At 69.9% G+C, this 25,806-nt stretch carries 18 protein-coding genes; 14 read left to right on the top strand and 4 right to left on the bottom strand.

What is annotated here, in order from left to right; translation table 11 throughout:
• Window positions 1-8: 8 nt before the first annotated feature.
• Window positions 9-563 (bottom strand): NADAR family protein, encoded by a 555-nt coding sequence (locus OHO27_RS11320; protein ID WP_328422847.1) that lies wholly within the window; start codon window positions 561-563, stop codon window positions 9-11.
• A 221-nt stretch (window positions 564-784) separates the two neighbouring features.
• Here OHO27_RS11320 and OHO27_RS11315 point away from each other — a divergent pair, with 221 nt between their 5' ends.
• The 8 genes from OHO27_RS11315 to OHO27_RS11280 all read left to right on the top strand — a co-directional run bounded on the left by OHO27_RS11315 (window position 785) and on the right by OHO27_RS11280 (window position 10,477).
• Window positions 785-2,320: a gamma-aminobutyraldehyde dehydrogenase gene (locus OHO27_RS11315; RefSeq protein ID WP_328422845.1), complete on the top strand. Its 1,536-nt coding sequence runs from the start codon at window positions 785-787 to the stop codon at window positions 2,318-2,320.
• Between the two features lie 145 nt (window positions 2,321-2,465).
• Window positions 2,466-3,713 carry an ABC transporter substrate-binding protein gene (locus OHO27_RS11310; protein WP_328422843.1) on the top strand — a complete coding sequence of 416 codons (1,248 nt, stop codon included), beginning with the start codon at window positions 2,466-2,468 and terminating at the stop codon, window positions 3,711-3,713.
• Window positions 3,714-3,718: 5 nt separating this feature from the next.
• The gene (locus OHO27_RS11305) at window positions 3,719-4,864 is read left to right on the top strand and encodes an ABC transporter ATP-binding protein (RefSeq protein ID WP_443059703.1); all 1,146 of its coding nucleotides are present in this window, start codon (window positions 3,719-3,721) and stop codon (window positions 4,862-4,864) included.
• Window positions 4,864-5,793, top strand: coding sequence for an ABC transporter permease (locus OHO27_RS11300; protein ID WP_328422839.1), 930 nt, complete (start codon window positions 4,864-4,866; stop codon window positions 5,791-5,793). Before OHO27_RS11305 ends, OHO27_RS11300 begins: the two co-directional genes overlap by 1 nt.
• Window positions 5,794-6,594: an ABC transporter permease gene (locus OHO27_RS11295; protein WP_328422837.1), complete on the top strand. Its 801-nt coding sequence runs from the start codon at window positions 5,794-5,796 to the stop codon at window positions 6,592-6,594. It abuts the gene before it with no gap.
• A 21-nt stretch (window positions 6,595-6,615) separates the two neighbouring features.
• On the top strand, window positions 6,616-8,043 hold the full coding sequence (locus OHO27_RS11290) for an NAD(P)/FAD-dependent oxidoreductase (RefSeq protein WP_328422834.1): 1,428 nt from the start codon (window positions 6,616-6,618) through the stop codon (window positions 8,041-8,043).
• Window positions 8,044-8,173: 130 nt separating this feature from the next.
• Window positions 8,174-8,617 (top strand): hypothetical protein, encoded by a 444-nt coding sequence (locus tag OHO27_RS11285; protein WP_328422832.1) that lies wholly within the window; start codon window positions 8,174-8,176, stop codon window positions 8,615-8,617.
• Window positions 8,618-8,686: 69 nt separating this feature from the next.
• Window positions 8,687-10,477, top strand: coding sequence for a chitinase (locus OHO27_RS11280; protein WP_328422830.1), 1,791 nt, complete (start codon window positions 8,687-8,689; stop codon window positions 10,475-10,477).
• Here OHO27_RS11280 and OHO27_RS11275 read toward each other — a convergent pair.
• Complete coding sequence (locus OHO27_RS11275) at window positions 10,416-11,258, bottom strand: phosphatase PAP2 family protein (protein WP_443059702.1); 843 nt, start codon at window positions 11,256-11,258, stop codon at window positions 10,416-10,418. The two genes, OHO27_RS11280 and OHO27_RS11275, sit on opposite strands and share 62 nt — an antisense overlap.
• 222 nt (window positions 11,259-11,480) lie before the next feature.
• Window positions 11,481-12,815, bottom strand: coding sequence for a 4-aminobutyrate--2-oxoglutarate transaminase (gene gabT, locus OHO27_RS11270; RefSeq protein WP_328422826.1), 1,335 nt, complete (start codon window positions 12,813-12,815; stop codon window positions 11,481-11,483).
• A 252-nt stretch (window positions 12,816-13,067) separates the two neighbouring features.
• On the opposite strand from gabT, the gene OHO27_RS11265 reads away from it, so the two are divergent.
• The 3 genes from OHO27_RS11265 (at window position 13,068) to OHO27_RS11255 (ending at window position 18,795) form a co-directional block, all read left to right on the top strand.
• Complete coding sequence (locus OHO27_RS11265; protein ID WP_328422824.1) at window positions 13,068-15,188, top strand: ATP-binding protein; 2,121 nt, start codon at window positions 13,068-13,070, stop codon at window positions 15,186-15,188.
• 142 nt (window positions 15,189-15,330) lie between these two features.
• Entirely contained in the window at window positions 15,331-17,010 is a 1,680-nt protein-coding gene (locus OHO27_RS11260) for a PucR family transcriptional regulator (protein ID WP_328422822.1), read from the top strand.
• Between the two features lie 339 nt (window positions 17,011-17,349).
• Window positions 17,350-18,795: an aldehyde dehydrogenase family protein gene (locus OHO27_RS11255; RefSeq protein ID WP_328422820.1), complete on the top strand. Its 1,446-nt coding sequence runs from the start codon at window positions 17,350-17,352 to the stop codon at window positions 18,793-18,795.
• A 114-nt stretch (window positions 18,796-18,909) separates the two neighbouring features.
• Here OHO27_RS11255 and OHO27_RS11250 read toward each other — a convergent pair whose 3' ends face one another.
• Window positions 18,910-21,747, bottom strand: coding sequence for a glycoside hydrolase family 3 C-terminal domain-containing protein (locus OHO27_RS11250; RefSeq protein WP_328422818.1), 2,838 nt, complete (start codon window positions 21,745-21,747; stop codon window positions 18,910-18,912).
• 346 nt (window positions 21,748-22,093) lie between these two features.
• Between OHO27_RS11250 and OHO27_RS11245 the strand changes: the two genes are divergently transcribed.
• From OHO27_RS11245 to OHO27_RS11235, 3 genes are read left to right on the top strand one after another with little or no spacing between them, the layout of a single operon-like run.
• Window positions 22,094-23,773: an extracellular solute-binding protein gene (locus OHO27_RS11245; protein WP_328422816.1), complete on the top strand. Its 1,680-nt coding sequence runs from the start codon at window positions 22,094-22,096 to the stop codon at window positions 23,771-23,773.
• Window positions 23,773-24,822 carry an ABC transporter permease gene (locus tag OHO27_RS11240; RefSeq protein WP_328422814.1) on the top strand — a complete coding sequence of 350 codons (1,050 nt, stop codon included), beginning with the start codon at window positions 23,773-23,775 and terminating at the stop codon, window positions 24,820-24,822. Before OHO27_RS11245 ends, OHO27_RS11240 begins: the two co-directional genes overlap by 1 nt.
• Window positions 24,819-25,745, top strand: a complete 927-nt coding sequence (locus OHO27_RS11235; protein WP_328422812.1) for a carbohydrate ABC transporter permease — start codon at window positions 24,819-24,821, stop codon at window positions 25,743-25,745. Before OHO27_RS11240 ends, OHO27_RS11235 begins: the two co-directional genes overlap by 4 nt.
• Window positions 25,746-25,806: the final 61 nt, after the last annotated feature.

Here is a 25,806-nt window from a genome sequence, read left to right as displayed (position 1 = left end):
AAACACCCCTACCCCCGCAACCGCTCCCGCGCCCCCATCAACGCGAACCCCAACAGGTTCGGCCCCCGCCACCGCTGCGGATCCCCCGCCCCGTCATCCCCCGCCGCCAGCCCGATCCCCCACACCCGATCCACCGGACTGGCCTCCACCAGCACCCGATCCCCCGTCCCCAGCAAAAACCCCCGCAGCTCCGCGTCCGCCGAGAACTTGTGGACCGACCCCTCGACGACGATCCGGAACCGCTCCCGCTCCCACACCGCGTCATCGAACCCGCGCACGAGCCGCCCGGCCTTCTTCGCCAGCGAGGGATGCCCGGCCTCCAGCACCCGCCGTTCAGCCTCCGAGTCCCCGAAGAGCCGGGCCTTCTCGGCCATCATCCAGTGCTCGGCGGTCGCGTACGACACGCCGGCCACCGTGAACGGCGACGGCCACCACTGGCTCAGGCAACTCGCGCTCACCTGTCCGTTCGGTCGTGGCCGGTGTCCCCAGAAGTGCAGATACTTGACTCTCGTCCCCGCACGGACCTCCCTGATCAGGACGTCCCAAGAATCGATCTTCGCCATGTGGCCGAGTCTGGCACGCACCACCGACAATCCGTCCCGGGTTTTCAAGGCCGACTCGACACCTGGTCGACAGATTCCGTTGCGTAACCAAAAGGCAACAACGGAATCACTTGTTGGACCCTTCCTGCTCTGTCAGGATCGGCACTCAAATCGAGCCTGAGCCACGCCACCCCACGCCGACCCCACTGCGGTCCCTCCAGGGGGACACGGAGGAGAGCGACATGCACAACCCGGGCACCGCCACCCCGGAACGATTCCCGGCCCAAGACCGCTTCGCGGATGGCGCGCAGTTCATCGCGGGCCGTCTGGTGAAGGGAACCTCGGGCCGTACGCACGCCGTCGTCGACCCCGCCACCGGCGAAGAGGTCTACACATACGACCTGGCCGGCACCGAGGACGTCGACGCCGCCGTCGCCGCCGCGCGCGAGGCGTTCCCCGCCTGGGCCGCAGCCACCCCGGGCGAGCGTTCGGACGCGCTGCACCGCTTCGCCGCCGTCCTCGCCGAGCGCGCCGAGGACTTCGCCCGCGCGGAGTCCCTGCAGTGCGGGAAGCCGCTGAAGCTGACCCGTGAGTTCGACGTGCCGGGCACGATCGACAACACCTCCTTCTTCGCGGGCGCCGCCCGCCACCTCGCCGGGCAGTCCGCGGGGGAGTACTCCGGCGACCACACCTCCTACGTCCGCCGCGAACCCATCGGCGTCGTCGGGTCCATCGCCCCCTGGAACTACCCGCTCCAGATGGCCGCCTGGAAGGTCCTCCCGGCGATCGCCGCGGGCAACACCATCGTGCTCAAGCCCGCCGAGCTCACCCCTCTCACCTCGCTCCTCTTCGCCCAGGCCGCCACGGACGCCGGCATCCCCGACGGCGTCATCAACATCATCACCGGGACCGGCAAGGAGGCAGGCGAGCATCTCGTCGGCCATCCCGACGTGGCCATGACCTCCTTCACCGGCTCCACCGCCGTGGGCAAGCGCGTCGCCGAGATCGCCACGGCCACGGTGAAGCGGCTCCACCTGGAGCTGGGCGGCAAGGCGCCCTTCGTCGTCTTCGACGACGCCGACGTGGAAGCCGCCGCCAACGGCGCCGTCGCAGGCTCGCTCATCAACACCGGGCAGGACTGCACGGCCGCCACGCGCGTGTATGTGCAGAGGCCGCTCTACGAAGAGTTCGTCTCGCGCACCGCCGCCCTCATGGAGAGCGTCCGCCTCGGCGACCCCTTCAGCCCCGGCACCGATCTCGGGCCCCTCATCTCGCACGTCCAGCGCGACCGTGTCGCCGGGTTCGTCGACCGTGCGCGTGCCTACGCGCGCGTGGTGACCGGCGGTGAGGCACCGCAGGGCGATCTCAAGAACGGTGCGTACTATCGGCCCACCCTGGTCGCCGACGCCGCCCAGGACAGCGAGATCGTCCAGTCAGAGATCTTCGGCCCGGTCCTTGTCGTTCTGCCGTTCGACACCGACGATGACGGGATCCGGCTCGCCAACGACACCCCGTACGGGCTCGCCGCCTCCGCCTGGAGCCGTGACGTCTACCGGGCGAACCGCGCCACCCGCGAGATCCAGGCGGGCTGTGTGTGGGTCAACGATCACATCCCGATCATCAGCGAGATGCCGCACGGCGGCTACAAGGCGTCCGGCTTCGGCAAGGACATGTCCGTGTACTCCTTTGAGGAGTACACGCAGATCAAGCACGTCATGTTCGACAACACGGCGGCCGCCAGGAAGGACTGGCATCGCACCGTCTTCGGGGACCGATAGCCGGACCGGACGGGACCGGCCCCGGCCTGAGCGGACTGGACCAGGCGGGATGCCGGACCGGACCGGAACAGCTCGGCGCGGCCGGATGCCCCTCCCCGCGACCGGCCTCCCCTCCCTCCCGATCTCCCGAAAGGGCACCACGCGCATGGAGCAGTACGAGCCCGACCGCCTGTCCCCGGCCCAAGTGGCCGCCATGCGGCGCAGCCTGCGCAACGGCCGGGCCGCCATGACCCGCCGTTCCCTGCTGCGCGCCTCCACCGGCGGCGCTCTCGCGGTGGGCGGACTGGGGACGCTCAGTGCCTGCGGGATCCCCGCGGCCGGCAAGACCGAGGGCGGCACGTCCGCCGAGGACCACTCGGCGAAGGAGAAGCAGGTCAGCTTCTCCAACTGGACCGAGTACATGGACGTCGACGACAGCGGCAAGCACCACCCGACGCTTGAGCAGTTCGCGAAGCGGACCGGCATCAAGGTCAAGTACACCGAGGACATCAACGACAACAACGAGTTCTTCGGGAAGATCAAGCCGCAGCTCGCGGCGGGCCAGGAGACCGGGCGCGACATCGTCGTCCTGACGGACTGGCTCGCCGGGCGCCTGATACGCCTGGGCTGGGTCCAGAAACTCGACCCGTCCAACCTGCCGCACGCCTTCGCGAACCTGTCCCAGCAGTTCCGCAACCCCGACTGGGACCCGGGACGGGCGTACTCGTACCCCTGGCAGGGCATCTCGACCGTCATCGCCTACAACAAGAAGGCGCTCGACGGCGTCGAGGTGAAGACGGTCTCCGACCTGCTCGACAACCCCAAGCTCAAGGGCCGCGTCGGCTTCCTCACCGAGATGCGCGACACCATCGGGATGACCCTGCTCGACATGGGCAAGGACCCCGCCAAGTTCACCGACGACGACTACGACGCGGCGATCGCCCGGCTCCAGAAGGCCGTCGACAACAAGCAGATCCGCCGGTTCACCGGCAACGACTACACCTCCGACCTCACCAGCGGAGACTTCGCGGCCTGCCTCGCCTGGGCCGGCGACGTCGTGCAGCTCAAGGCCGACAGCCCGGACATCGACTTCCTCATCCCGGACAGCGGCTACATGACGTCCAGCGACAACATGCTGATTCCCAACAAGGCCCGTCACAAGACGAACGCCGAGCGGCTCATCGACTTCTACTACGAGCCGAAGCCCGCCGCCGAGCTCGCCGCCTACATCAACTACGTCTGTCCCGTGGACGGCGTGAAGGAAGAGCTCGCGAAGATCGACGAGGACGCGGCGAACAACCCGCTGATCCTCCCCGACAAGGCCATGCAGGCCGCCTCCCGCGCCTTCCGCTCTCTGAGCTCGAAGGAAGAGACGGCCTACGAAGAGAAGTTCGCGAAGCTCACAGGGGCGTGACCACCATGACGAACGACAACAGCGGCGACGTCCGCCTCTCCGGCATAGCCAAGACCTACGGCTCCTTCCATGCCGTACACCCGCTCGACCTGACCGTGCCCCAGGGCTCCTTCTTCGCCCTGCTCGGCGCTTCCGGCTGCGGCAAGACCACCACCCTGCGCATGATCGCCGGCCTGGAGGAACCTTCCTCCGGCACCGTCCACCTCGGCGAGCAGGACGTGACCGCGCTCCCGCCGTACAAGCGGCCGGTGAACACGGTCTTCCAGTCCTACGCCCTCTTCCCGCACCTCGACATCTTCGAGAACGTCGCCTTCGGCCTGCGCCGGCGCGGCATCAAGAGCGTGAAGAAGCAGGTCGACGAGATGCTCGACCTCGTCCAGCTCGGCGAGCAGGCCCGCAAGAAGCCGCACCAGCTCTCCGGTGGCCAGCAGCAGCGCGTCGCCGTGGCCCGCGCGCTGATCAACACCCCCAAGGTGCTCCTCCTCGACGAGCCCCTCGGCGCCCTCGACCTCAAGCTGCGCCGCCAGATGCAGCTGGAGCTCAAGCGCATCCAGACCGAGGTCGGCATCACCTTCGTCCATGTCACGCACGACCAGGAGGAGGCCATGACGATGGCCGACACGGTCGCCGTGATGAACGCGGGCCGCGTCGAGCAGCTCGGCTCGCCGACCGACCTCTACGAGAACCCGCGCACGACGTTCGTCGCCAACTTCCTCGGCACCTCGAACTTCATCGAGGCCGAGGTCGACACCAAGAGCGGCGACGACATCGTGCTGAAGGCGGCCGGCGGCAAGCTCGTCCTGCCCGAGGCGCGGTGCAGCGCGGCCACGGCGACCGGCGGCAAGGTGCTGGTCGGCGTGCGCCCCGAGAAGATCACCCTCACGCATGCCGACGAGGCGGGCGAGATACCCGAGGGCCGCAACCGCATCACCGGCAGGATCGCGGACTCCTCCTTCATCGGCGTCTCCACGCAGTACGTCATCGACAGTCCCGTCTGCCCCGAGTTCGAGGTCTACGCCCAGAACATCGACCGCGACGACCGGCTCGTACCCGGCGCCGAGGTCGTCCTGCACTGGAACCCCGCGCACACCTTCGGCCTTGATGCCGCCCAGGACATCGACGCCGGCATCCAGGAAGAGGCGGCGGTCTGATGGCGACAGTCACCGAGGCGCCCCCGCCTCTCTCCCCGACCGCCCCGGAGAAGAAGCCGCCCCGCAAACGCGGGCGCCTGGTGCCCTACTGGCTCCTGCTGCCCGGCATCCTCTGGCTGGTCGTCTTCTTCGCGCTGCCGATGATCTACCAGGCCTCCACGTCCGTGCAGACGGGCTCGCTGGAGGAGGGCTACCAGGTCACCTGGCACTTCGCGACCTACTGGGACGCCCTGTCCGACTACTACCCGCAGTTCCTGCGCTCGGTGCTCTACGCCGGCTCGGCGACGATCCTGTGCCTGGTCCTCGGCTATCCGCTCGCCTACCTCATCGCCTTCCGGGCGGGCCGCTGGCGGAACCTGATCATGATCCTGGTGATCGCGCCGTTCTTCACCAGCTTCCTGATCCGCACCCTCGCCTGGAAGACGATCCTCGCGGACGGCGGCCCGGTCGTCGGAGCCCTCAACACGCTGCACGTCCTGGACGTCACCAGCTGGCTCGGCATGACCGAGGGCGACCGTGTGCTGGCCACACCGCTCGCGGTGGTCTGCGGTCTGACGTACAACTTCCTGCCGTTCATGGTGCTGCCGCTCTACACCTCACTGGAGCGCATCGACCCCCGGCTGCACGAGGCGGCCGGCGACCTGTACGCCAAGCCGGTCACCGTCTTCCGGAAGGTCACTTTCCCGCTGTCGATGCCGGGCGTCGTCTCCGGCACGCTGCTGACCTTCATTCCGGCGGCCGGTGACTACGTCAACGCGGACCTGCTCGGCTCCACGGACACCCGTATGGTCGGAAACGTCATCCAGACGCAGTTCCTGCGGATTCTGGACTATCCGACGGCCGCGGCTCTTTCCTTCATCCTCATGGCCGCCATCCTCGTCATGGTGACGGTCTACATCCGCAGGTCCGGCACGGAGGATCTGGTTTAAATGACCTTCGTCAACTGGCTCAAGCGCAATCTCGTCGTCATCGCGGGACTGCTGACGCTCGCTTATCTCCTCCTGCCCAATGTCATCGTGACGATCTTCTCCTTCAACAAGCCGAAGGGGCGCTTCAACTACGAATGGCAGGAGTTCTCCACGGCCGCCTGGCAGGACCCGTGCGGTGTCTCCGACCTGTGCGGCTCGCTGTCGGTCAGCCTCCGGATCGCGTTCTGGGCGACCCTCGGCGCCACGCTGCTGGGCACGATGATCGCCTTCGCGCTGGTCCGGTACCGCTTCCGCGCGCGGGGCGCCATCAACTCGCTGATCTTCCTGCCGATGGCGATGCCCGAGGTCGTCATGGCCGCCTCGCTGCTCACCCTGTTCCTCAACATGGGCGCTCAGCTCGGCTTCTGGACGATCCTCATCGCGCACATCATGTTCTGCCTGAGCTTCGTCGTGACGGCGGTGAAGGCGCGCGTGATGTCGATGGACCCGCGGCTGGAACAGGCCGCGCAGGACCTGTACGCCGGCCCCTTCCAGACGTTCGTCCGGGTCACCCTGCCGATCGCCGCCCCGGGAATCGCGGCGGGCGCGATGCTCGCCTTCGCGCTCTCTTTCGACGATTTCATCATCACCAATTTCAACGCGGGCTCCACCGTCACCTTCCCGATGTTCGTCTGGGGCTCGGCCCAGCGCGGAACGCCCGTTCAGATCAATGTCATCGGTACGGCCATGTTCATCATCGCCGTACTGTTCGTCCTGGCCTCCATGGCCATCGGAAACCGCCGTAACAAGCAAAAGGCATAAACCCTGTAGGGAGTTGAAATCATGGCCCCAAGCGCCATGAGTTCTGGCAATCACTGGACGAAGGCACTCTCCGACGCCCAGCCGGTCCCGTACTGGCTGGACGACCCCGGCCGCCCGCACCCCGAACCCGCCCTCACCACCGCCGAGACCTGCGATCTGCTGGTCGTCGGCGGCGGGTACAGCGGACTGTGGAGCGCGCTCATCGCCAAGGAGCGCGACCCGCAGCGCGATGTCGTGCTGCTCGAAGGCCGCGAGGTGGGCTGGGCCGCCTCCGGCCGCAACGGCGGCTTCTGCGCCGCCTCCCTCACCCACGGTCTGCCCAACGGGCTCACCCGCTGGCCGGACGAGATCCACAAACTGGAGGAGCTGGGCGCCCGCAACCTCGACGAGATCGAGAAGGCGGTCGCCCGCTACTCCCTGGACTGCGACTTCGAACGCACCGGCGAGATCGACGTCGCCACCGAGACCTACCAGGCGACGGAACTGCGCGACTGGTACGAGGAGTTGCGGGACAAGGGCCTGGCCGAGGGTGTCGAGTTCCTGGACACCGAGGCGGTGCGGGCCCAGGTCGACTCACCGACGTTCCAGGCGGGTCTCTACGACCGCCGGGGCGTCGCCATGCTCAACCCGGCCAAGCTGGTGTGGGGCCTGAAGCAGGCCTGCCTGGACCTCGGCGTCCGCGTCTACGAGCACACCCCCGCCCTCACCCTGAAGCCGTACGGCGCGGGGATGGCCGTACGCACTCCGTACGGCTCGGTCCGCGCCCGCAAGGTCGCGCTCGGCACGAACATCTTCCCGAACCTGATCAAGCGGGTCCGCTCCTACACCGTCCCGGTCTACGACTACGCCCTGATGACCGAGCCGCTCACCGAGGACCAGCTCGCGTCGATCGGGTGGAAGAACCGCCAGGGCCTCGGCGACTCGGCCAACCAGTTCCACTACTTCCGACTCTCCGCCGACAACCGCATCCTGTGGGGCGGCTACGACGCCATCTACCCGTACGGCGGCCGGGTGCGGGCCGAGTACGACGACCGTCCGGAGACGTACGCCAAGCTCGCCGGGCACTTCTTCACCTGCTTCCCGCAGTTGGAGGGCGTCCGCTTCACGCACGCGTGGGGCGGGGCGATCGACACCTGCTCGCGCTTCTCGGCGTTCTTCGGTACCGCCCACCAGGGCAACGTGGCGTACGCGGCGGGCTTCACGGGCCTCGGCGTCGGCGCGACCCGGTTCGGCGCGGACGTGATGCTGGACCTGCTGGCGGGGGAGCGGACGGAGCGCACGCAGCTCGAAATGGTCCGCAGGAAGCCACTGCCCTTCCCGCCGGAGCCGTTCGCCTGGACCGGCATCGCCCTCACCAAGTGGTCGCTGGCCCGGGCCGACGCGCAGGGCGGGCGGCGCAATCTGTGGCTCAAGGCGATGGACCGGCTGGGCCTCGGCTTCGACAGCTGAAGCCCACTCAGCGGGTGTGTGACTCAGCTCACCCAAAACTGGCGGTGAGAACCCGCGTAATGCCTGCCGGTAGGCCTCCCTCTTCCTCGTGACGCGATCGGCGTCCACAAGGAAAAGGGAGGTCACCGTCATGACAGGGGCGAAGACGGCGGTCGAGTGGCTGGCATCCGTTGCGCCGAATCCCGAAGCCTGCCGCTGGGAGTGGGAGCGGAATCCTCTCGGGGTCGCACTGCTGCCGGCCGGCAAGGCCTGGGACGTACTCATCCTGCCGGGCGAGCTCGGCTATCCGACCCTCGATGTGCTCACCCGCATCATCGACCAACCGGGCCCGGTCCTGGTCGACTTCGGCGACGCGCGCATGGGCTTCTTCGTGCCGCCCGGCACGGCCGCCCGCTGGCTCGGCACCGGCATCCGTACGGCCGGGGCCGGCACCTGGATCGTCGTTCCGTACCCGGGCCGCGCCATCGGCGGCACCCGCTGGCTGGTCCCACCCGACGGCACCGGCACCCTCACCGACCCGGCACTTCTCGAACTGGCCATGCACGAGGCGGCGGCGGGTCTCGCCGACTCTTGACAGGCGGATTGGTCTGGACCAAGTTGTGTGCGGCTCCACCCTCCATTTCCCCCATGCCCGGAGGCACTTGTGGATCGCTTCAGACCTCTCGCCTTCCTGACCGCCGCGGCACTCACCCTGCCCGGCGTCACCGCGCTCTCGTCGGCCGCCCGTGCGGCCGACGCGGACCTCGCGCGCAACGGCGGCTTCGAAGCCGGCCTCGACAGCTGGACCTGCACGGCCGGTACGACCGTCAACTCACCGGTGCGCAGCGGCGGTCAGGCCCTCCAGGCCACCCCGGCCGGCAGTGACAACGCCCGGTGCGCACAGACCGTCACCGTTAAGCCGGACTCCCAGTACACCCTGTCCGGGTACGTCCGCGGCTCGTACGTCTATCTCGGCGCGAGCGGCACCGGCACCACCGACGTCTCCGCCTGGACCCAGTCCGCCCCGGGCTGGCAGCAGCTCACGACGACGTTCCGGACGGGCCCCTCCACCACCCGCGTCACCCTCTACACCCACGGCTGGTACGGCACCGGGGCCTACAACGCCGACGACATCTCTCTCACCGGCCCCGGAGTGGACGCCGGCCAGCCGCCCGCCGCCCCGACCGGCCTGAGGACGGGGGCGGTCACCTCGTCCAGCGTCGCCCTGTCCTGGTCGGCGGTGCCGGGTGCGACGAGCTACGCCCTCTACCGCGACGGCGCCAAGGTCCGGACGGTGACCGGAACTTCGGCCACGATCGGCGGCCTCTCGCCCTCCACGGCGTACGCCTTCCAGGTCGCCGCGGTGAACGACGCGGGCGAGTCGGCGAAGTCGGCCACGGTGACCGCGACGACGACCGCGGGCACTGGCAGCCCTGTGGAACTCCCGGCCCACGCCTTGGTCGGCTACCTCCACGCGAGCTTCGCCAACGGCTCCGGCTACACGCGCATGGCCGACGTCCCCGACAGCTGGGACGTCATCGACCTGGCCTTCGGCGAACCGACCTCGGTCACCTCGGGCGACATCCGCTTCGACCGCTGCCCGGTCGCGGAGTGCCCGAACGTCGAGAGCGACGCCGAGTTCAAGGCGGCCATCAAGGCCAAGCAGGCGGCCGGCAAGAAGGTGCTGATATCGATCGGCGGCCAGAACGGCCAGGTGCAGCTGACGACGACGGCCGCGCGAGACACCTTCGTGACGTCGGTGTCGAGGATCATCGACGAGTACGGCCTCGACGGCCTGGACATCGACTTCGAGGGCCACTCGCTCTCCCTGAACGCCGACGACACGGACTTCAAGAACCCGAAGACGCCGGTGATCGTCAATCTCATCTCGGCCCTGAAGTCCCTGAAGGCCAAGTACGGCGACGACTTCGTGCTGACCATGGCCCCGGAGACGTTCTTCGTCCAGCTCGGCTACCAGTACTACGGCACCGGCCAGTGGGGCGGCCAGGACCCGAGGGCAGGGGCGTATCTGCCGGTCATCCACGCCCTGCGCGACGACCTGACCCTCCTGCACGTCCAGGACTACAACTCGGGCCCGATCATGGGCCTGGACAACCAGTACCACTCCATGGGCGGCGCCGACTTCCACATCGCCATGACCGACATGCTGCTGACCGGCTTCCCGGTCGCGGGCAACGCGGGCAACGTCTTCCCGCCGCTGCGCCCCGACCAGGTGGCGATCGGCATGCCCGCCTCGACCAACGCGGGCAACGGCCACGTCCCTCCGGCCGAGGTCACCAAGACCCTCGACTGCCTGACGAAGAGGACGAACTGCGGCTCGTACGCCACCCACGGCACCTGGCCCGCACTGCGCGGCCTGATGACGTGGTCGATCAACTGGGACCGCTACTCGAACTGGGAGTTCCAGCGGACGTTCGACGGCTACTTCGGCTGAGGAGCAGCCACAGCAGCGTGAGAAGCACCGCGCAGAGGCACCAACTGGCCACTACGTCCAGTGGCCAGTGGTAGCCGCGCCGGACCAGCCCGAAGCCGACTCCGAGATTGAGGACGGCGCACGTGACGAGGACTGCGCGGCGGGCGAACACGGAACTCAGCCACGGCAGCAGCAGCAGGGTCGCCGCACCGTAGGCGATGGTGGCCGTGGCCGTGTGGCCGGACGGGTAGTAGCCGGTCGCGGGCGGCACGACCGGGGTGCCGGGGCGGTCGGTCAGGATCTTGACGGGGATCACCAGGGCCGGAACCAGCGCCATGAGCAGGGCCGCTGAGGCGGCCGGAAGCCACCAGTGGTGTGTACCAGCGCGGTGGGCCCGCCATGCCACGTACACCAGACTCACGGCCAGCACGGGCACCGCGACCGGTACGTTGCCCAGGTCGGCGAGGAGGTCGGAGAAGCGGTCCGGATGAGCCAGGGACCTGCTGGCCGCCTCGTCGAGGTCGACCAGCGGGCCGTCGGCCACCACCTGCCAGGTGATGAGCGCGAAGAGAAGGGCGGGAAGCCCGAGGAGTCCGAGAAGGACGAAGAGGGAGGTCGGCCGCCCCGGAACAGGGGGGGTGGTTCCGGGGCGGCCGTCCGGATCGGATGGTCGCGCGCCCCGGGGGGTTTGGGGCGGGCGACTGTCCGATCGGTGAGGAGATCCGGAGCCGGAAGCTCCGGGTGTGTGCGCGAGGGCACGACCAGGTCGAAGCTGGGGAGGCCTCGGCCCGAAGTCGTCCAGAGTCCCCTCTGGACGGGGTGTATCTCTCATCTGCTTAGAACCTACGACAGGGCGATGGTGTTAGACAGCCGGAATGGCGTCCTGACATCCACCTCGCACACCTTCTTCACACGCTCTGACGGTAGCCGCCCCGGCCCCGGAATCACGGAAGGTGCCGGGGCTGGGGCGGACGAGTCGCGTGGGGCGAAGCCCCCGTCGCTCACCAGTGGTTTTGCTGTGACCTCAGATGCGGGTGAAGGCCTGCTCGATGATGTCGAGGCCCTCGTTGAGGAGGTCCTCGCCGATCACCAGCGGGGGCAGGAAGCGCAGCACGTTGCCGTAGGTGCCACAGGTCAGGACCAGCAGGCCCTCCTGGTGGCAGGCCTTGGCGAGCGCGGCGGTCGCCTCCGCGTTCGGCTCCTTGGTGGTGCGGTCCTTCACCAGCTCGATGGCGATCATGGCGCCACGGCCGCGGATGTCGCCGATGATGTCGAACTTCTCGGCCATGGAGGTGAGGCGGGCCTTCATGGTCGCCTCGATGTTCTTAGCCTTGGCGTTGAGGTCGAGCTCCTTCATGGTCTCGATGGAGCCCAGCGCACCGGCGCACGCCACCGGGTTGCCGCCGTAGGTGCCGCCCAGGCCGCCGGAGTGCGCGGCGTCCATGATCTCGGCGCGACCGGTCACGGCGGCGAGCGGCAGACCGCCGGCGATGCCCTTGGCGGTGGTGATCAGGTCCGGGACGATGCCCTCGTCCTCGCAGGCGAACCACTGGCCCGTGCGGCAGAAGCCGGACTGGATCTCGTCGGCGACGAAGACGATGCCGTTGTCCGAGGCGAACTTGCTGATCGCCGGCAGGAAGCCCTTGGCCGGCTCGATGAAGCCGCCCTCGCCGAGCACCGGCTCGATGATGATCGCGGCCACGTTCTCCGGGCCGACCTGCTTGCTGATCTGGTCGATGGCCTGCGCAGCGGCCTCCGGTCCGGCGTTCTCCGCACCGGTCGGCCAGCGGTAGCCGTAGGCGACCGGCACGCGGTAGACCTCGGGCGCGAACGGGCCGAAGCCGTGCTTGTACGGCATGTTCTTCGCGGTCAGCGCCATGGTGAGGTTCGTGCGGCCGTGGTAGCCGTGGTCGAAGACGACGACGGCCTGGCGCTTGGTGTACGACCGGGCGATCTTGACGGCGTTCTCGACGGCCTCGGCGCCGGAGTTGAACAGTGCCGACTTCTTGGCGTGGTCACCCGGCGTCAGCTCCGCCAGCGCCTCGGCGACGGCGACGTAGCCCTCGTACGGCGTGACCATGAAACAGGTGTGGGTGAAGTCGGCGAGCTGCGCGCTCGCCCTGCGAACGACCGCTTCGGCGGACGCGCCGACGGACGTCACGGCGATGCCCGAACCGAAGTCGATGAGCCGGTTCCCGTCGACGTCCTCGATGATGCCGCCGCCCGCCCGCGCGGTGAACACGGGCAGCACGGAGCCCACGCCCTGCGCTACCGCGGCGGTACGGCGGGCCTGCAGCTCCTGCGACTTCGGACCGGGGATGGCGGTGACGAGGCGGCGCTCCTGCGGAAGTGCGCTCATGAGGGGCTCCTGGGGGTTTTGCGGACGCTTGTCTTGTTCTTTTCTCGCAGGCTAGGGCGGGGAGTGGGGGGTGGGCATGCTCCATGTGGGCGTTGTCAGGAGAGCGCGTTGTCCGTGGTGGACATAGCGACGCCGAGGGTCTGAAGCAGCTCGATCCGTTCCGTCGGCCGTGTAAGCGGTGAACTCCCCAGCAGAGGGCGTTAGATTGGCTCGCTGATGGTGGACGGAGCGGCTGGTCAGGGGGCAAGGGCGATGGACGGCGACGGGACGCAGGACGCGCGGGGTACGCACGCCACGCCTGTGCCTCGGCCTGCGGTACCACCGGAGGCCCCTGCGGTGCCGCCGCGGCCGATGCGGGCGCCGGGGCCGGGGCCGGACGACTCGGCGTTCCTGACCTGGCTGCGGGCGCCGCGACCGGAGGCGCCGGCCGGCGTGTGGCGGTTCGGGCATGTGCCCCGGCCGGACGAGGAGCCCGAGCGGATCCCGGGACGGCAGCTGCTGAGCGGGGCGGTGATCGCCTTCCTGGTCGGGTGGCTGATCTGGTCGCTGCTGTGGAACGGCTATCTCGGTGGCTGGTGGGTGCTGCCCCTGGAGCTGTTCACCCCGGACTCCTGGCGTGAGAACAACGACCGGGTCGGCAACGCCGTCCTCTGGTACAGCTACTACACGCTGATCGCCCTCGCCATAATGCTCGCCGTCGGCCGACTGGGCCGTTGGGGCGAGGTCTGGCGTCGCTACGGCCCGCCCGCCTGGCTTCGTACGGCACCCGCGCCCGAGCGTGCGCCCGCCCCCGAGCAGGACCCCGCGTCCTGGCCCGCGCTACGCACCGCCGGTGCCGCGGATGCCGCCGAGCGGCTGAGTGCCGATGCGCGGTCGGGGCTGATGCGCGACGTCGACTACGCCCGGATCACCCGCGCCTGGCAGGGCGTGCGCAGCGGACGGCACGACCTCACCACCTTCAGCGGCGCCGTGACCAAGGATGGCGCCGCCGCCTGTCTGCATCCCTCGGGGGAGCGCGACCTGCCCGCCCGGACCGCCCGGCACGACCTCGTCAGCGGTCAGGTGCGGCTCGGGACGACCGCCGACGATCCACGCAACCCGTACGCCTATCGCGGCGCCGGACTCGGTCTCGGGCCCGACCTCCTCGGCACCTCCATGCTCGCCGTCGGGCCCGCCGGCTCCGGCAAGACGGGGACCGTGGTGCTGCCGATCGCCGAGTCGCTGTGCCTGCACGCGCTCGCCGGACGGGCCGCGGTGGTCGTGGTCGCCGCGGCGGGCGCGGCTCTGGGGCCGGAGGACTCGTACGACGTCGTCGTACGGATCGGAAACCCGGACTCGGTCTACGACCTGGACCTGTACGGCGGCAGCGGCGACCCCGACGAGGCCGCGGCCGTGCTCGCCGAGGCGCTCGTCGGGGATCTCGCCGACCCGCACCCGGGCAGCGACAGCCGCCGCTCCACCACCGTGCTGGCCCAGCTGCTCGGGCCGTTCCGCGCGGTCCATCAGCGCTTCCCGTCCGTGGCGGAGCTACGGCAGCTGCTGGACGGCGCCCCCGGAGCGCTCGGCGCGCTGCGCACGGCACTGGAGGGGTCCGGGCAGGAATCGCTCATCCGCGAACTCGACGCACGGGAGCGTCAGTTGGGGCATCCCGGCGATGTGGCGGCCGTGCTCGCGGACCGGGTGGCGCTGCTCGACCGCCCTGCCTTCGCCGGGTTCTTCGACACGTCCGGGCAGTCGCGGCCGTTCTCGCTGAAGGCCCTCGACCACCCCGTCCGGGTCCGTATCGACCTGCCCGCGCGCGGGCACGCGGAGGCTTCGCGGATGCTGGCGCGGCTGGTGCTGGCGCAGTTCACGGCGAGCATCGCGGTACGGGAGGACCGGTCGCTGTTCGCCTGCCTGGTGCTGGACGACGCGACCGGCGTAGTGACGCCCGAGGCCGTACGGGGCATCCAGCGGCTGCGGTCCGGCAACGCCGGCGCGGTGCTCACGCTGCGCAGCCTGGACGACGCGCCGAGGCCGCTGCGCGGGCCGCTGCTCGGCGCCGCCGGGTGCCGGATGGCGCTGGCCGGGATCACGCCCTGGGACGGGCAGGACTTCGCCGAGGTGTGGGGCAAGGAGTGGACCGAGGCGCGAGACGTCACCGACCGGCAGATCATCGCGGAGACCCCGGCCGGGAAGGCGGTGCACGCGCTGCGGCGGGTGATCACCGGCAAGGCGCCGACCGCTCGGGCGGTGACCGTCCGCCAGGTCGAGCGTGAGCGCTGGTCGGCGTCCGAGCTGGCGCACGCGGTGCCGCCGGGGCATGCGGTCCTGTCGCTCACCAGCGTGCAGGGCGAGCACGCGCCGCCGTTGCTGGTGAATCTGCGGGGATGACCTGGGGGTACGGGCGCCAGGCCGCGCGGTGACCGTACGGTGAGGCAGAATCGGCACAGGTCGTTCATACACGGCGGCCAATTGATCACAGAGATCACCGAAGATCCAGCGGTCACCGAGCTCCCACCGATTTGAAGGCCTCATGCCCCCCACGCTCGCCTCGCTCCTGCACCACTCCGCGCTCAAGCTGACCGTGCGGGCGGGCGAGGACCGCCTGGACGTGCCCGTGCGCTGGGTGCACGCCAGTGAGCTCGCCGACCCGGTCCCCTATATGGAGGGCGGGGAACTGCTGCTGATCACCGCGCTCAAGCTGGACGCGGAGAACCCCGAGTCGATGCAGCGCTATGTGCGGCGGCTGGTCGGCGCGGGCGTGGTCGGGCTCGGCTTCGCGGTCGGCGTCAACTACGAGGACATCCCCGAGGCGCTCGTCGACGCGGCGGCGCAGGAGGGCATGCCGCTGCTGGAGGTGCCGCGCCGCACCCCCTTCCTCGCCATCAGCAAGGCCGTGTCGGCCGCGATCGCGGCGGACCAGTACCGGGCGGTGACGGCGGGTTTCGCGGCGCAACGGGAGCTGACCAAGCAGGCGTTGACCGACGGGCCGGAAGGGCTGCTGGCCGCGCTGGCCTCGCAGGTCGACGGCTGGGCGGCGCTGTACGACGCGTCCGGTGCCGTCGTCGCGACCGCGCCGGAGTGGGCCGGGCGGCGGGCGGCACGGCTCACGGCGGACGTGGAGCGGCTGCGGGAACGGCCGGCGCCGGCGTCGTCCGTCGTGGGCGGGCCGGAGAACGAGGACCGGGTCGAGCTGCACACCCTGGGCACCGGCCGCCGGCCCCGCGCCGCCCTGGCCGTGGGCACGGCGGCGGCACTGGGCACGGCCGAGCGGTACGCCGTCCATTCGGCCATCGCGCTGCTGACCCTGACCACCGAGCGGTCGCGCTCGCTGCAGGCGGCCGAGGCGCGGGTGGGCGCGGCGGTGCTGCGCATGCTGCTCGCCGGGGAGCCGGATCATGCGCGGGCGGTGGCCGGGGACCTGTACGGAGGTCTGCTGGACGCGCCCTTCCGGGTGATCGTCGCCGAGGCCGCCTCGGTGTCGGCGGCGCGGGTCGTGGACTCCGGGAGCCGGGTGGCACTCACCAAGGCGTCCGCCGCGGTGCTCGTCGCCGCCTCCGAGGCGAGCGGCGATCCGCTGGGTGCCCTCACCGAGATCGTGGAGTCCGCGGCGGCCCGGGCCGGGGAAGCGGTGCTGGTGGTGCCCGAGGGGGAGGGGGACGCGGCGCGGCTGGTGGTGCTCGCGGCTGACGGGGGTGCGGCGGTGACCGCGTGTGCGGACTACGCGGCGGCGTTGGAGGCGGCGCGGTCCGGGACCGTACCGGAGCAGGCGGGCAGCGCCGACGAGGACGAACTGGTCGTCGGGCTCTCGGCGCCGGCCGGACCCATCGCCGCGGCGGCGGCGTACAAGCAGGCCGCGCAGGCGCTGTCGGTGGCCCGGCGGCGGGGGCGGGTGTGCGTGGAGCACGAGCAGATGGCGGCGGGGTCGGTGCTGCCGTTGCTCGCGGACGACGCGGTGAAGGCGTTCGCGGACGGGTTGCTGCGGGCGCTGCACGAGCACGACGCGACGGGGCGGGGTGATCTGGTCGCCTCGCTGCGTGCCTGGCTCTCGCGGCACGGGCAGTGGGATGCGGCGGCCGCGGATCTCGGGGTGCACCGGCATACGCTGCGGTACCGGATGCGGCGGGTGGAGGAGATTCTGGGGCGGTCGCTGGACGACGCCGATGTGCGGATGGAGCTCTGGCTGGCGTTGAAGGCGACGTCGACCGAGTAGGACCGCTTGAACAGGGCCGGTCGGCAGGGCCGACCGGCAGGGCCGACCGGCAGGGCCGACCGGCAGGGCCGACCGGCAGGGCCGACCGGCAGGGCCGACCGGCAGGGCCGACCGGCAGGGCCGACCGGCAGGGCCGACCGGCAGGGCCGACCGGCAGGGCCGACCGGCAGGGCCGACCGGCAGGGCCGGAGAATCCGGGCCGGCGTCGAGCCGTGCCAATCCGTCGAACCCCGGCCCCTCACCACTACACCCCGGACAAACGCCCCGCCGCCCCCGCGCCCCTACCGTGGACCACGACACAGCAGGACACCCCCAATCGCGGAAGGGCCGGGAATCCATATGACTTCCACCCACGCCTTCTGGCTCGCCGGCCGCCAGGTCAGCGGCGAGGACAGCTTTGATGTGACCTCCCCGTGGGACGGGCGGGTCGTCGGCACGGTGAGCGTGCCGACGGACGCGCAGACCGAGGAGGCCGTGGCCGCCGCGTACGCCGTCCGCGAGGACTTCGCCGCGACCCCGGCCCACGTACGTGCCGCCGCCCTCGACCACGTCAGCAGGCGGCTTGTCGAGCGGACCGAGGAGATCGCCCGGCTGATCTCCGCCGAGAACGGCAAGCCCATGAAGTGGGCCCGCGGTGAGGTCGGCCGTGCCGTGTCCGTGTTCCGGTTCGCGGCAGAGGAGGCCCGGCGGTTCAACGGCGGCGAGGCGCAGCGGCTCGACACCGACCTCGGCGGTCAGGGGCGGCTCGCCTTCACCCGGCGCTTCCCCAAGGGCGTCGTCCTCGGCATCGCGCCCTTCAACTTCCCGCTCAACCTGTGCGCCCACAAGATCGCCCCGGCCATCGCCGCCGGCGCGCCGATCATCCTGAAGCCCGCTCCGGCCACCCCGCTGTCCGGGCTGATCATCGGAGAGCTGCTCGCCGAGACCGAGCTTCCGGCCGGCTCCTGGAGCATCCTGCCGGTGCCGAACGACAAGATGCCCGCCCTGGTCCAGGACGAGCGCCTGCCGGTCATCTCCTTCACCGGCTCCGAGAAGGTCGGCTACGCGATCATGGACTCGGTGCCGCGCAAGCACTGCACCCTGGAGCTGGGCGGCAACGGGGCGGCGGTCGTGCTCGCCGACTTCGCCTCCGACGCGGACCTCGACCGGGCCGCGACCCGCATCGCCACGTTCTCCAACTACCAGGGCGGCCAGTCCTGCATCTCCGTGCAGCGGGTGATCGCGGACGCGTCCGTGTACGACCGGCTCGTGCCGCGCATCGTCGCCGCCGTCGAGGCCCAGGTCACCGGTGACCCCGGTGACGACGCCACCGACGTCGGCCCGCTGGTCAGCGAGGACGCCGCCAAGCGCGTCGAGGCGTGGGTCGAGGAGGCCGTCTCCGCCGGGGCCAGCCTCCTCACCGGCGGCAAGCGCGACGGCGCCTCCTACGCGCCGACCGTCCTCACCGACGTACCGGCCGACGCGACCCTCGCGTGCGAGGAGGTCTTCGGGCCTGTCCTCACCGTGCAGAAGGTCGACGGGGAGGCCGCCGCCTTCGCCGCCGCCAACGACTCCAAGTACGGCCTCCAGGCAGGTGTGTTCACCCACGACCTGCAGACCGCCTTCCGCGCCCACCGCGCCCTCGAGGTCGGCGGCGTCGTCATCGGCGACGTGCCCTCCTACCGCGCCGACCAGATGCCGTACGGCGGCGCCAAGCAGTCCGGCGTGGGCCGTGAGGGCGTGAAGTTCGCGATGGACGACTACACCTACGAGCGCGTGATGGTCCTCACCGGCATCGCTCTCTGAGCCACTCGAAGGTCTAGCTAATGGGAACCGTTTTCATATAGGGTTCCCCGAAGGGGCCCGGCACCGATGCCTTCCGGTGCCGGGCCCCTTCCTGCGTCGGCCTGTTCCGGACCCTCAACCGGAGAAGCCGACGTGCGCGAGCCGCAAGGGGCCGCGCAGTTCGAGGCGGACGTCGTGGACGCCGTCGGCGGTGATCTCGGCGCTCACCGTCGAGTAGTCGTACGGGCTCGCATCCGGCGCCCGGGACGTCAGTGCGGCGAGCACCGGACCCCCGTCCAGCGACACCTCGACCACGCCGTCGCCGGAGACCGTCGCCGTCACCTGAGTGACGCCGGCCCCGAAGTCGCAGTGCCGGTAGACCAGTTCGCCCGGCTCGCCCTGCGCGGGTGTCACCGCGTCGCCCGATGCCTTCGTACGGTCGACGATCGCGATGCCGCTCTGCTCGTCGAAGTCGGCCGGGTTCAGGCCGCGTCGGAGGACGGGGCGCGGGGCGGGTGCCTCGCCGTCCAGGATCACGGTCGTGCGCAGGCGGATGTCCTCGCTGGAAGCGCCGGCCAGGATCTCGTACGGCCCCGGCTCGCGGCGCCATCCGCTCCGCGCGACGTCCCAGAAGTCGAAGGCGGACAGCGGGACTTCGAAGCTCAGCTCCTGCAGTTCGCCGGGAGCCAGCCGCACCCTGCTGTGCGCCACCAGCTCGCGGCGCGGACGGGGCACAGTCGGGTCCACGGCCCGCGTGTAGAGCTGGGCGACCTCGTCGGCCGTCACGTCGCCGGTGTTGGTGACCGTGAAGGTGACCGCCATCGCGTCTGCGTCCACCGTCGTCCGCAGGTCGGCGTACGAGAAGCTCGTGTACGACAGGCCGTGGCCGAACGGGAACAGCGGGGTCCCCTCGAAGTACAGGTAGGTCTGGCGGCCGCCGATCACGTCGTAGTCGAGGAGGCCGGGCAGGTCGGCGTCGTCGGCGTACCAGGTCTGCGGGAGGCGGCCCGCGGGGGAGACGTCGCCGGCCAGGACGCGGGCCAGGGCGGTGCCGGCCGCCTGGCCGCCGTGGGACGTCCAGAGCATCGCCGGGATCGCGGCCGGGTCGACCGCGTACGGGTACGCCGACACCAGCGCCAGCACCGTGTTCGGGTTGGCGGCGCGGGCGGCCCGCAGCAGGCGCTCCTGATGGGTGGGGAGGGCCAGTGTCGTGCGGTCCTCGGTCTCGCGGCCGTTGATGTGCGGGTCGTTGCCCGCGACCACCAGGACCACGTCAGCCCGCGAGGTGACACGCGTCACTGCGTCTTCGCCGGATTCGATGACGATGAGCTCGAAAACTTCCGGATCCGCTTCGGCAACTCTGACGCCGTCGGCGGCGACTGAGACGTGGTGACCCGTGCCGAGATGCCGGAGGAGGTGTCCGTTCTCATGCGTTTCCAGGCGGAACGTCTCCTGGACGACCCAGCCGCCGGGCTGGTCGGCGGAGGCACGGAGGTAGCCGTCCTCGGCGACGGAGAGGTAGCGGCCGTCAGGGGCGCGCAGCGTCAGCACGCCCTCGCCCCAGTCCACGAGCGCGAGTTCGGTGCCGGCCGGGTCGCAGGTCAGCGGGGGCAGGTCGGTACGGCCGGCGAGCAGGGCCGGGTCGAGGGCGCCTTCGGCGCCGCGCGCCTCGTCGTCGGCGTCGGCCTCGGGGACGCTCAGGAGGGTTCCGGCCGAGGTCTTCAGCAGGACCCGGTCCACGCCCTCCGCGAACTCCACGCGCTCCGCGCCGAACCGCTCGTACAGGCCCTCCAGCGGGGTGGACCGGTGGATGAGTGTGCCGCTGTACCAGTCGCGCTTGCACTCGTCGGCGAGCAGGCCGACCACGGCGATCCGGGTGCCGGGCGCGAGCGGCAGCAAGCCGTCGCTGTTCTTGAGCAGTACGACAGCCTGCTCGGCGGCCTCCTGGGCCAGGGCGCGGTGGGCCGGGGTGTCGAAGTCCTTGGTGAGCGCGTACGGGTCGTACTCCGGGTCGAACTCACCGAGGCGGAAGCGGACCGAGAGCTGGCGGCGGACCGCCGTGTCGAGGTCCGCCTCGGTCAGCAGACCCTGGTCCAGGGCCCCGCGGACCCGCGCGGTGATCTTCGAGCTGTCGGTGCCGTGGTCGGTGAAGCTGTCGACGCCGGCGAGGACCGCGGCCGCCGTGGCCTCCTCGTGGGTGTCGAAGTAGTGCTCGGAGTCGACCAGGTTGGAGGGTGCGCCGGCATCCGAGCAGACCAGGAGGTCCTCGTCGGTCCAGGCGCGCAGGTGCTCGCGCAGGTAGGGCGAGACATGGTTGGGGCGGCCGTTGACCAGGTTGTAGGCAGGCATCACGCCTGCCGTCGCTCCCGCCTCGACCGTCTCGCGGAAGGCGCGCAGGTCGTACTCGTTGAGGACGCGCGGGCGCACCGACGAGGACGTCACGTCGCGGCCCGTCTCGTGGTTGTGGGCCAGCCAGTGTTTGAGGACGGGTGCGGTGCGCCAGTACGTCGGATGGTCGCCGCGCAGGCCGTGGGTGTACGCGGTGGCGATGGCCGAGGTGAGCTTCGGGTCCTCGGAGTAGCCCTCCTCGTTGCGGCCCCACAGGGGGTGGCGCAGGAGGTTGACGGTGGGGGACCAGACGTTCAGGCCCACGCGGTCGTCGCGGGCCCGCATCGCGCGGGTCTCCTTGGAGACGGCCTCGCCGACCCGGCGTACGAGATCCGTGTTCCAGGTCGCGCCGAGGCCGACCGCCTGGGGAAAGACGGTGGCCGGGCCCATCCACGCCACGCCGTGCAGGGCCTCCTGCCCGGTGCGGAACGCGTCGATGCCGAGCCGCTCGACGGCCGGCGTGAACTGGTGCAGAAATCCGATCTTCTCGCCGAGGGTGAGCCGCGACAGCAGGTCGTCGATGCGCTTCGCGAACGGCAGTCGCCGATCACGGAAAGGTGGCGTAGGCGGCGTTTGTGCGGTCACGTGGGATTCCCCTTGCGGTGGAGCGGCCAGACGCTTTCGAAGCGCTTCGATGCTCATTGGACTCGGGGGTGAGTGTCAAGACATCCACACCGTTACTTCAAGCAGTGCATAAGAAGTGGTCCCTTCCTGCACCTCGGAGGAATCTTGGAAGCGACCCTTGTGCGCCCCTGGGTGTTCACTTAACCTCGCAGCAACATCGAAGCGCTTCGACGCCGGAATCTCGCCGGATCCCGCGGATCTCGTTGCAGTGTTCGGAGGACCGCTTCAGCTCAGCCAGTTCCACTTACGACACCGCAGCCGACGGCCCACCGCCGGGTGTCCAGGTGCGCCACGAAGGGTTGACGCAATGACGCCGAACGCCGACTCAGCCGCCTCCGGACCCAGCCGGAGAAGCTTCCTCGCCTCCACGGCGGTCGCCACCGCAGCGGTGGCGGGTGGGATGCCACTGCTCGCCGCCTGCGGCGGTTCGGACAGCGGGTCGCGCGAGGGGACCACGTCGGGCAAGGACGCCAAGAAGCTGCTGCCGACGTATGTGGCCAGCACGGTCGCCCAGCCGGACCTTCCGTCGAAGAACGGTTCGGCGGCCGGCTACACCGGCAAGGTCGACCTCGCGGCCCTCGCCACCTCCGTCCCGGAGAAGCTCGGCACCGGCGCCCCCTTCAAGATCATGTCCCCGTTCTGGGGCTCCCCGCCGAAGGCCGGCTGCGCCTACTACACGGAGCTCGACGCCGCGGTGGGCACCAAGGTCACCTGGCAGAACCAGGACGGCAACACCTACGGCCAGAAGCTCGGCGCGGTCCTTGCCTCCAGCTCCATACCCGACATGGTCGTCGTGCCGGGCTGGGAGCTGGTCGGCAAGATCGCGAACGCGGTCACCGCGAAGTTCATGGACCTCGGCCCCCACCTGGCGGGTGACAAGGTCAAGAAGTACCCGAACCTGGCCGCGATCCCCTCCGACGCCTGGCGCATGGGCATCTTCGGCGATGCGCTGCGCGGCATCCCGATGCCGGCCGCCACCGCGAACTGGATCACGCCCCAGTACCGCAAGGACCTCTTCGACAGGAAGGGCTACTCGGTACCCAAGTCGCCCGACGAGTTCCTCAGCTGGGCCAAGGAGGCCACCAGCTCCAAGGCCAAGGTGTGGGCCTGCGGTGACATGAGCTGGTCGGCGTGGAACATCTTCGGTGTCCGCGGCTCAGGGACGATCGGCTGGAACATCGGGTCCGACGGCAAACTGACGTACCGGATCGAACAGCCCGAGTACCTCGAAGCACTGGAGTGGGTGCGCAAGCTGTTCGACGCGGGCGTGGTCCATCCCGACGACAAGGCGCGTACGGGCGACCAGGGCCAGCGGTTCACCGCCGGGCAGATCCTGGTCTACAACGCCAACATCGCCGACTGGTACGGCAAGACCGCCGAACAGGCCCAGTCCAACCCGGATCTCCAGATCGAGGCCATCGACATCTTCGGCGCCGACGGCGGCAACCCGACGCTGTGGGCCTCTCAGCCCGCCACCATCTGGTCGCTGATCCGCAAGGGCGCCTCGAAGGCGACGGTCGAGAACGCGCTGGCCGCCGCCGACTTCGCGGCCGCGCCCTACGGCACCAAGGAGCGGATGCTCGTCGACTACGGTGTCGAGGGCACCCACTACACCGTCAAGGACGGCGTCCCGGTCAAGAACGACCTTGGCAACTCCGAGGTGCTCAACGCCTGGGTGATGCTGGCCGCACCCGCCGCCTACTTCGCCCACCCCGACTTCCCTGATGTCGCCCGCAAGCAGGTCGAGTGGCAGCAGCGGATGGGTGCCTTCATGAAGAAGACGTCCACGTACGGCATGAACATCGTCGAGCCGAGCCGCTACGCGAACCTCTCCAGCCAGTTCGAGCAGCTGGAGATCGACTATGTACGCGGCAACCGGAAGCTGTCGGACGTGCAGGCGGCCATCTCCACCTGGAAGTCCTCCGGCGGCGACAAGCTGCGCGACTGGTACAAGAAGCTCATCGACCAGAACGGCAGCGGCAGCTGATGTCTCTCACGGCCGGGAGCAGGCCCGACGGGACCCGTCCTCCCGCGGCCGTCGAGGAACCGACGGCCGCGGTGGCCACAGCCACCGTGAAGGAGGTACCGCGCGGGGCGAGCACGACGGACAAGGTTCCCTGGCGGATCCGGCTGCGCCGGGACCGCGCGCTGATCCTGATGACGCTGCCCGTCATCGTCCTGCTCCTGCTCTTCAACTACGTCCCGCTGCTGGGCAACGTCGTCGCGTTCCAGGACTACGACCCGTACGTGTCCAGCAATGGCGTCACGGCGATCTTCCACAGCCCCTGGGTCGGGGTGGAGCAGTTCTCGCGGATGGTCGACGACCCGCTGTTCTGGGACGCCGCGAAGAACACCATCCTGCTGTTCGTGCTCCAGCTGGTGCTGTTCTTCCCGATCCCCATCGCCCTCGCGCTGCTCATCAACAGCGTGATCCGGCCCCGGGTCAGGGCCGTGGCGCAGGCGATCATGTATCTGCCGCACTTCTTCTCGTGGGTTCTCGTGGTCACCGTGTTCCAGCAGATCCTCGGCGGAGCGGGCATCATCGCGCAGACCTTGGAAGCGCACGGGTGGAGCGGCTTCGACCTGATGACCGACGCGGACCTCTTCAAGTACCTGGTCACCGCGCAGGCCGTGTGGAAGGACGCCGGCTGGGGGATCATCGTCTTCCTCGCCGCCCTGGCCGCCGTCAGCACCGATCTGTACGAGGCCGCCGCCATGGACGGCGCGGGGCGCCGGCGACGCATGTGGCATGTGACGCTGCCCGCGCTGCGCCCCGTGATCGCCCTGCTGCTCGTCCTGCGCGTGGGCGACGCGCTGAGCGTCGGCTTCGAGCAGTTCCTGCTCCAGCGGGACGCGGTCGGCGTGGGGGCCAGCGAGGTCCTGGACACGTACGTGTGGAACATGGGTATCCAGAACGGCGACTTCAGCTACGCGGCCGCGGTCGGCCTCGTCAAGGGAGTCATCGGAGTGTGCCTCGTCCTGGGCGCGAACAAGTTCGCGCACCTCCTGGGCGAGCAGGGGGTGTACAAGAAGTGAGCCTCAACACGCAGCTCATCCGCAGCCTCAAGGCCCCCGCCCGCCCCGTCTGGGAGGAGCCGCCCAGCAAGGCCGGACTCACCTTGAAGAGCGGCTTCCTCGCGCTGTGCTGCCTGGGGGTGCTCGGTCCGCTGTGGATCGTGATCGTGACCAGCCTCTCCCCGAAGCCGGTGATCGACCGGGTCGGCGGCCTCGTCGTGATCCCCCAGGACATCACCTTCGTCAACTACACGGAGCTGCTCAGCGGTGGCCAGGTCAGCCGGGCGATCATGGTCTCGGTCGGCGTCACGCTCTTCGGCACGCTGTTCTCGATGACGGTCTCGGTGCTCGCGGCCTACGGCCTGTCCCGGCCGGGCAGTCTGGGCCACCGATTCCTGCTGATGACCATGATGGCCACGATGTTCTTCGGGGCCGGCCTCATCCCGACGTACCTGCTGGTGCAGTCGCTGGGGCTCACCGACACCTATCTGTCCCTGGTCCTGCCGAGCGCGGTCAGCGTCTTCAACATCCTTGTCCTGCGGGCCTTCTTCATGGGGATCTCACCCGAACTCACCGAGTCCGCCCGCATCGACGGGGCGAGTGATGTGCGGATCCTGCTGACCATCATCCTGCCGCTGTCGCGGGCGGTGCTGGCCGTCATCTCGCTGTTCTACGCGGTCGGCTACTGGAGTGCCTGGTTCAACGCGTCCATCTACCTCAGCGACCAGCAGATGATGCCGCTGCAGAACGTGCTCATCCAGCTGGTCCAGAAGAACACCGAGGCTCCGACCGGCCTTCAGCAGGCGGTCCGCACCGGTGAACTCTCCGCCCTGGGACTGCAGATGGCCGTCATGGTCCTCGCCCTGATCCCCGTCGCCGTCGCATCCCCGTTCGTCCAGCGCCACTTCAAGAAGGGCATGCTGACCGGCGCGGTCAAGGGCTGACGACCGCACAGCAAGGTCTTGCCGCAGGACCACCGGTTGTTCGCTGTCCCACCAGGTAGGC

Source organism: Streptomyces sp. NBC_00443 (genome assembly GCF_036014175.1).
Taxonomy (GTDB): Bacteria; Actinomycetota; Actinomycetes; order Streptomycetales; family Streptomycetaceae; genus Streptomyces.
This window is presented reverse-complemented; position numbering and strand designations above follow the sequence as displayed.

Excerpts from the sequence above, each read along its gene's own strand:
- OHO27_RS11320 (WP_328422847.1), bottom strand. The coding sequence starts at position 563 with ATGGCGAAGATCGATTCTTGGGACGTCCTGATCAGGGAGGTCCGTGCG.
- OHO27_RS11315 (WP_328422845.1), top strand. The coding sequence starts at position 785 with ATGCACAACCCGGGCACCGCCACCCCGGAACGATTCCCGGCCCAAGAC.
- OHO27_RS11310 (WP_328422843.1), top strand. The coding sequence starts at position 2,466 with ATGGAGCAGTACGAGCCCGACCGCCTGTCCCCGGCCCAAGTGGCCGCC.
- OHO27_RS11305 (WP_443059703.1), top strand. The coding sequence starts at position 3,719 with ATGACGAACGACAACAGCGGCGACGTCCGCCTCTCCGGCATAGCCAAG.
- OHO27_RS11300 (WP_328422839.1), top strand. The coding sequence starts at position 4,864 with ATGGCGACAGTCACCGAGGCGCCCCCGCCTCTCTCCCCGACCGCCCCG.
- OHO27_RS11295 (WP_328422837.1), top strand. The coding sequence starts at position 5,794 with ATGACCTTCGTCAACTGGCTCAAGCGCAATCTCGTCGTCATCGCGGGA.
- OHO27_RS11290 (WP_328422834.1), top strand. The coding sequence starts at position 6,616 with ATGGCCCCAAGCGCCATGAGTTCTGGCAATCACTGGACGAAGGCACTC.
- OHO27_RS11285 (WP_328422832.1), top strand. The coding sequence starts at position 8,174 with ATGACAGGGGCGAAGACGGCGGTCGAGTGGCTGGCATCCGTTGCGCCG.
- gabT (WP_328422826.1), bottom strand. The coding sequence starts at position 12,815 with ATGAGCGCACTTCCGCAGGAGCGCCGCCTCGTCACCGCCATCCCCGGT.
- OHO27_RS11265 (WP_328422824.1), top strand. The coding sequence starts at position 13,068 with ATGGACGGCGACGGGACGCAGGACGCGCGGGGTACGCACGCCACGCCT.
- OHO27_RS11260 (WP_328422822.1), top strand. The coding sequence starts at position 15,331 with ATGCCCCCCACGCTCGCCTCGCTCCTGCACCACTCCGCGCTCAAGCTG.
- OHO27_RS11255 (WP_328422820.1), top strand. The coding sequence starts at position 17,350 with ATGACTTCCACCCACGCCTTCTGGCTCGCCGGCCGCCAGGTCAGCGGC.
- OHO27_RS11245 (WP_328422816.1), top strand. The coding sequence starts at position 22,094 with ATGACGCCGAACGCCGACTCAGCCGCCTCCGGACCCAGCCGGAGAAGC.
- OHO27_RS11240 (WP_328422814.1), top strand. The coding sequence starts at position 23,773 with ATGTCTCTCACGGCCGGGAGCAGGCCCGACGGGACCCGTCCTCCCGCG.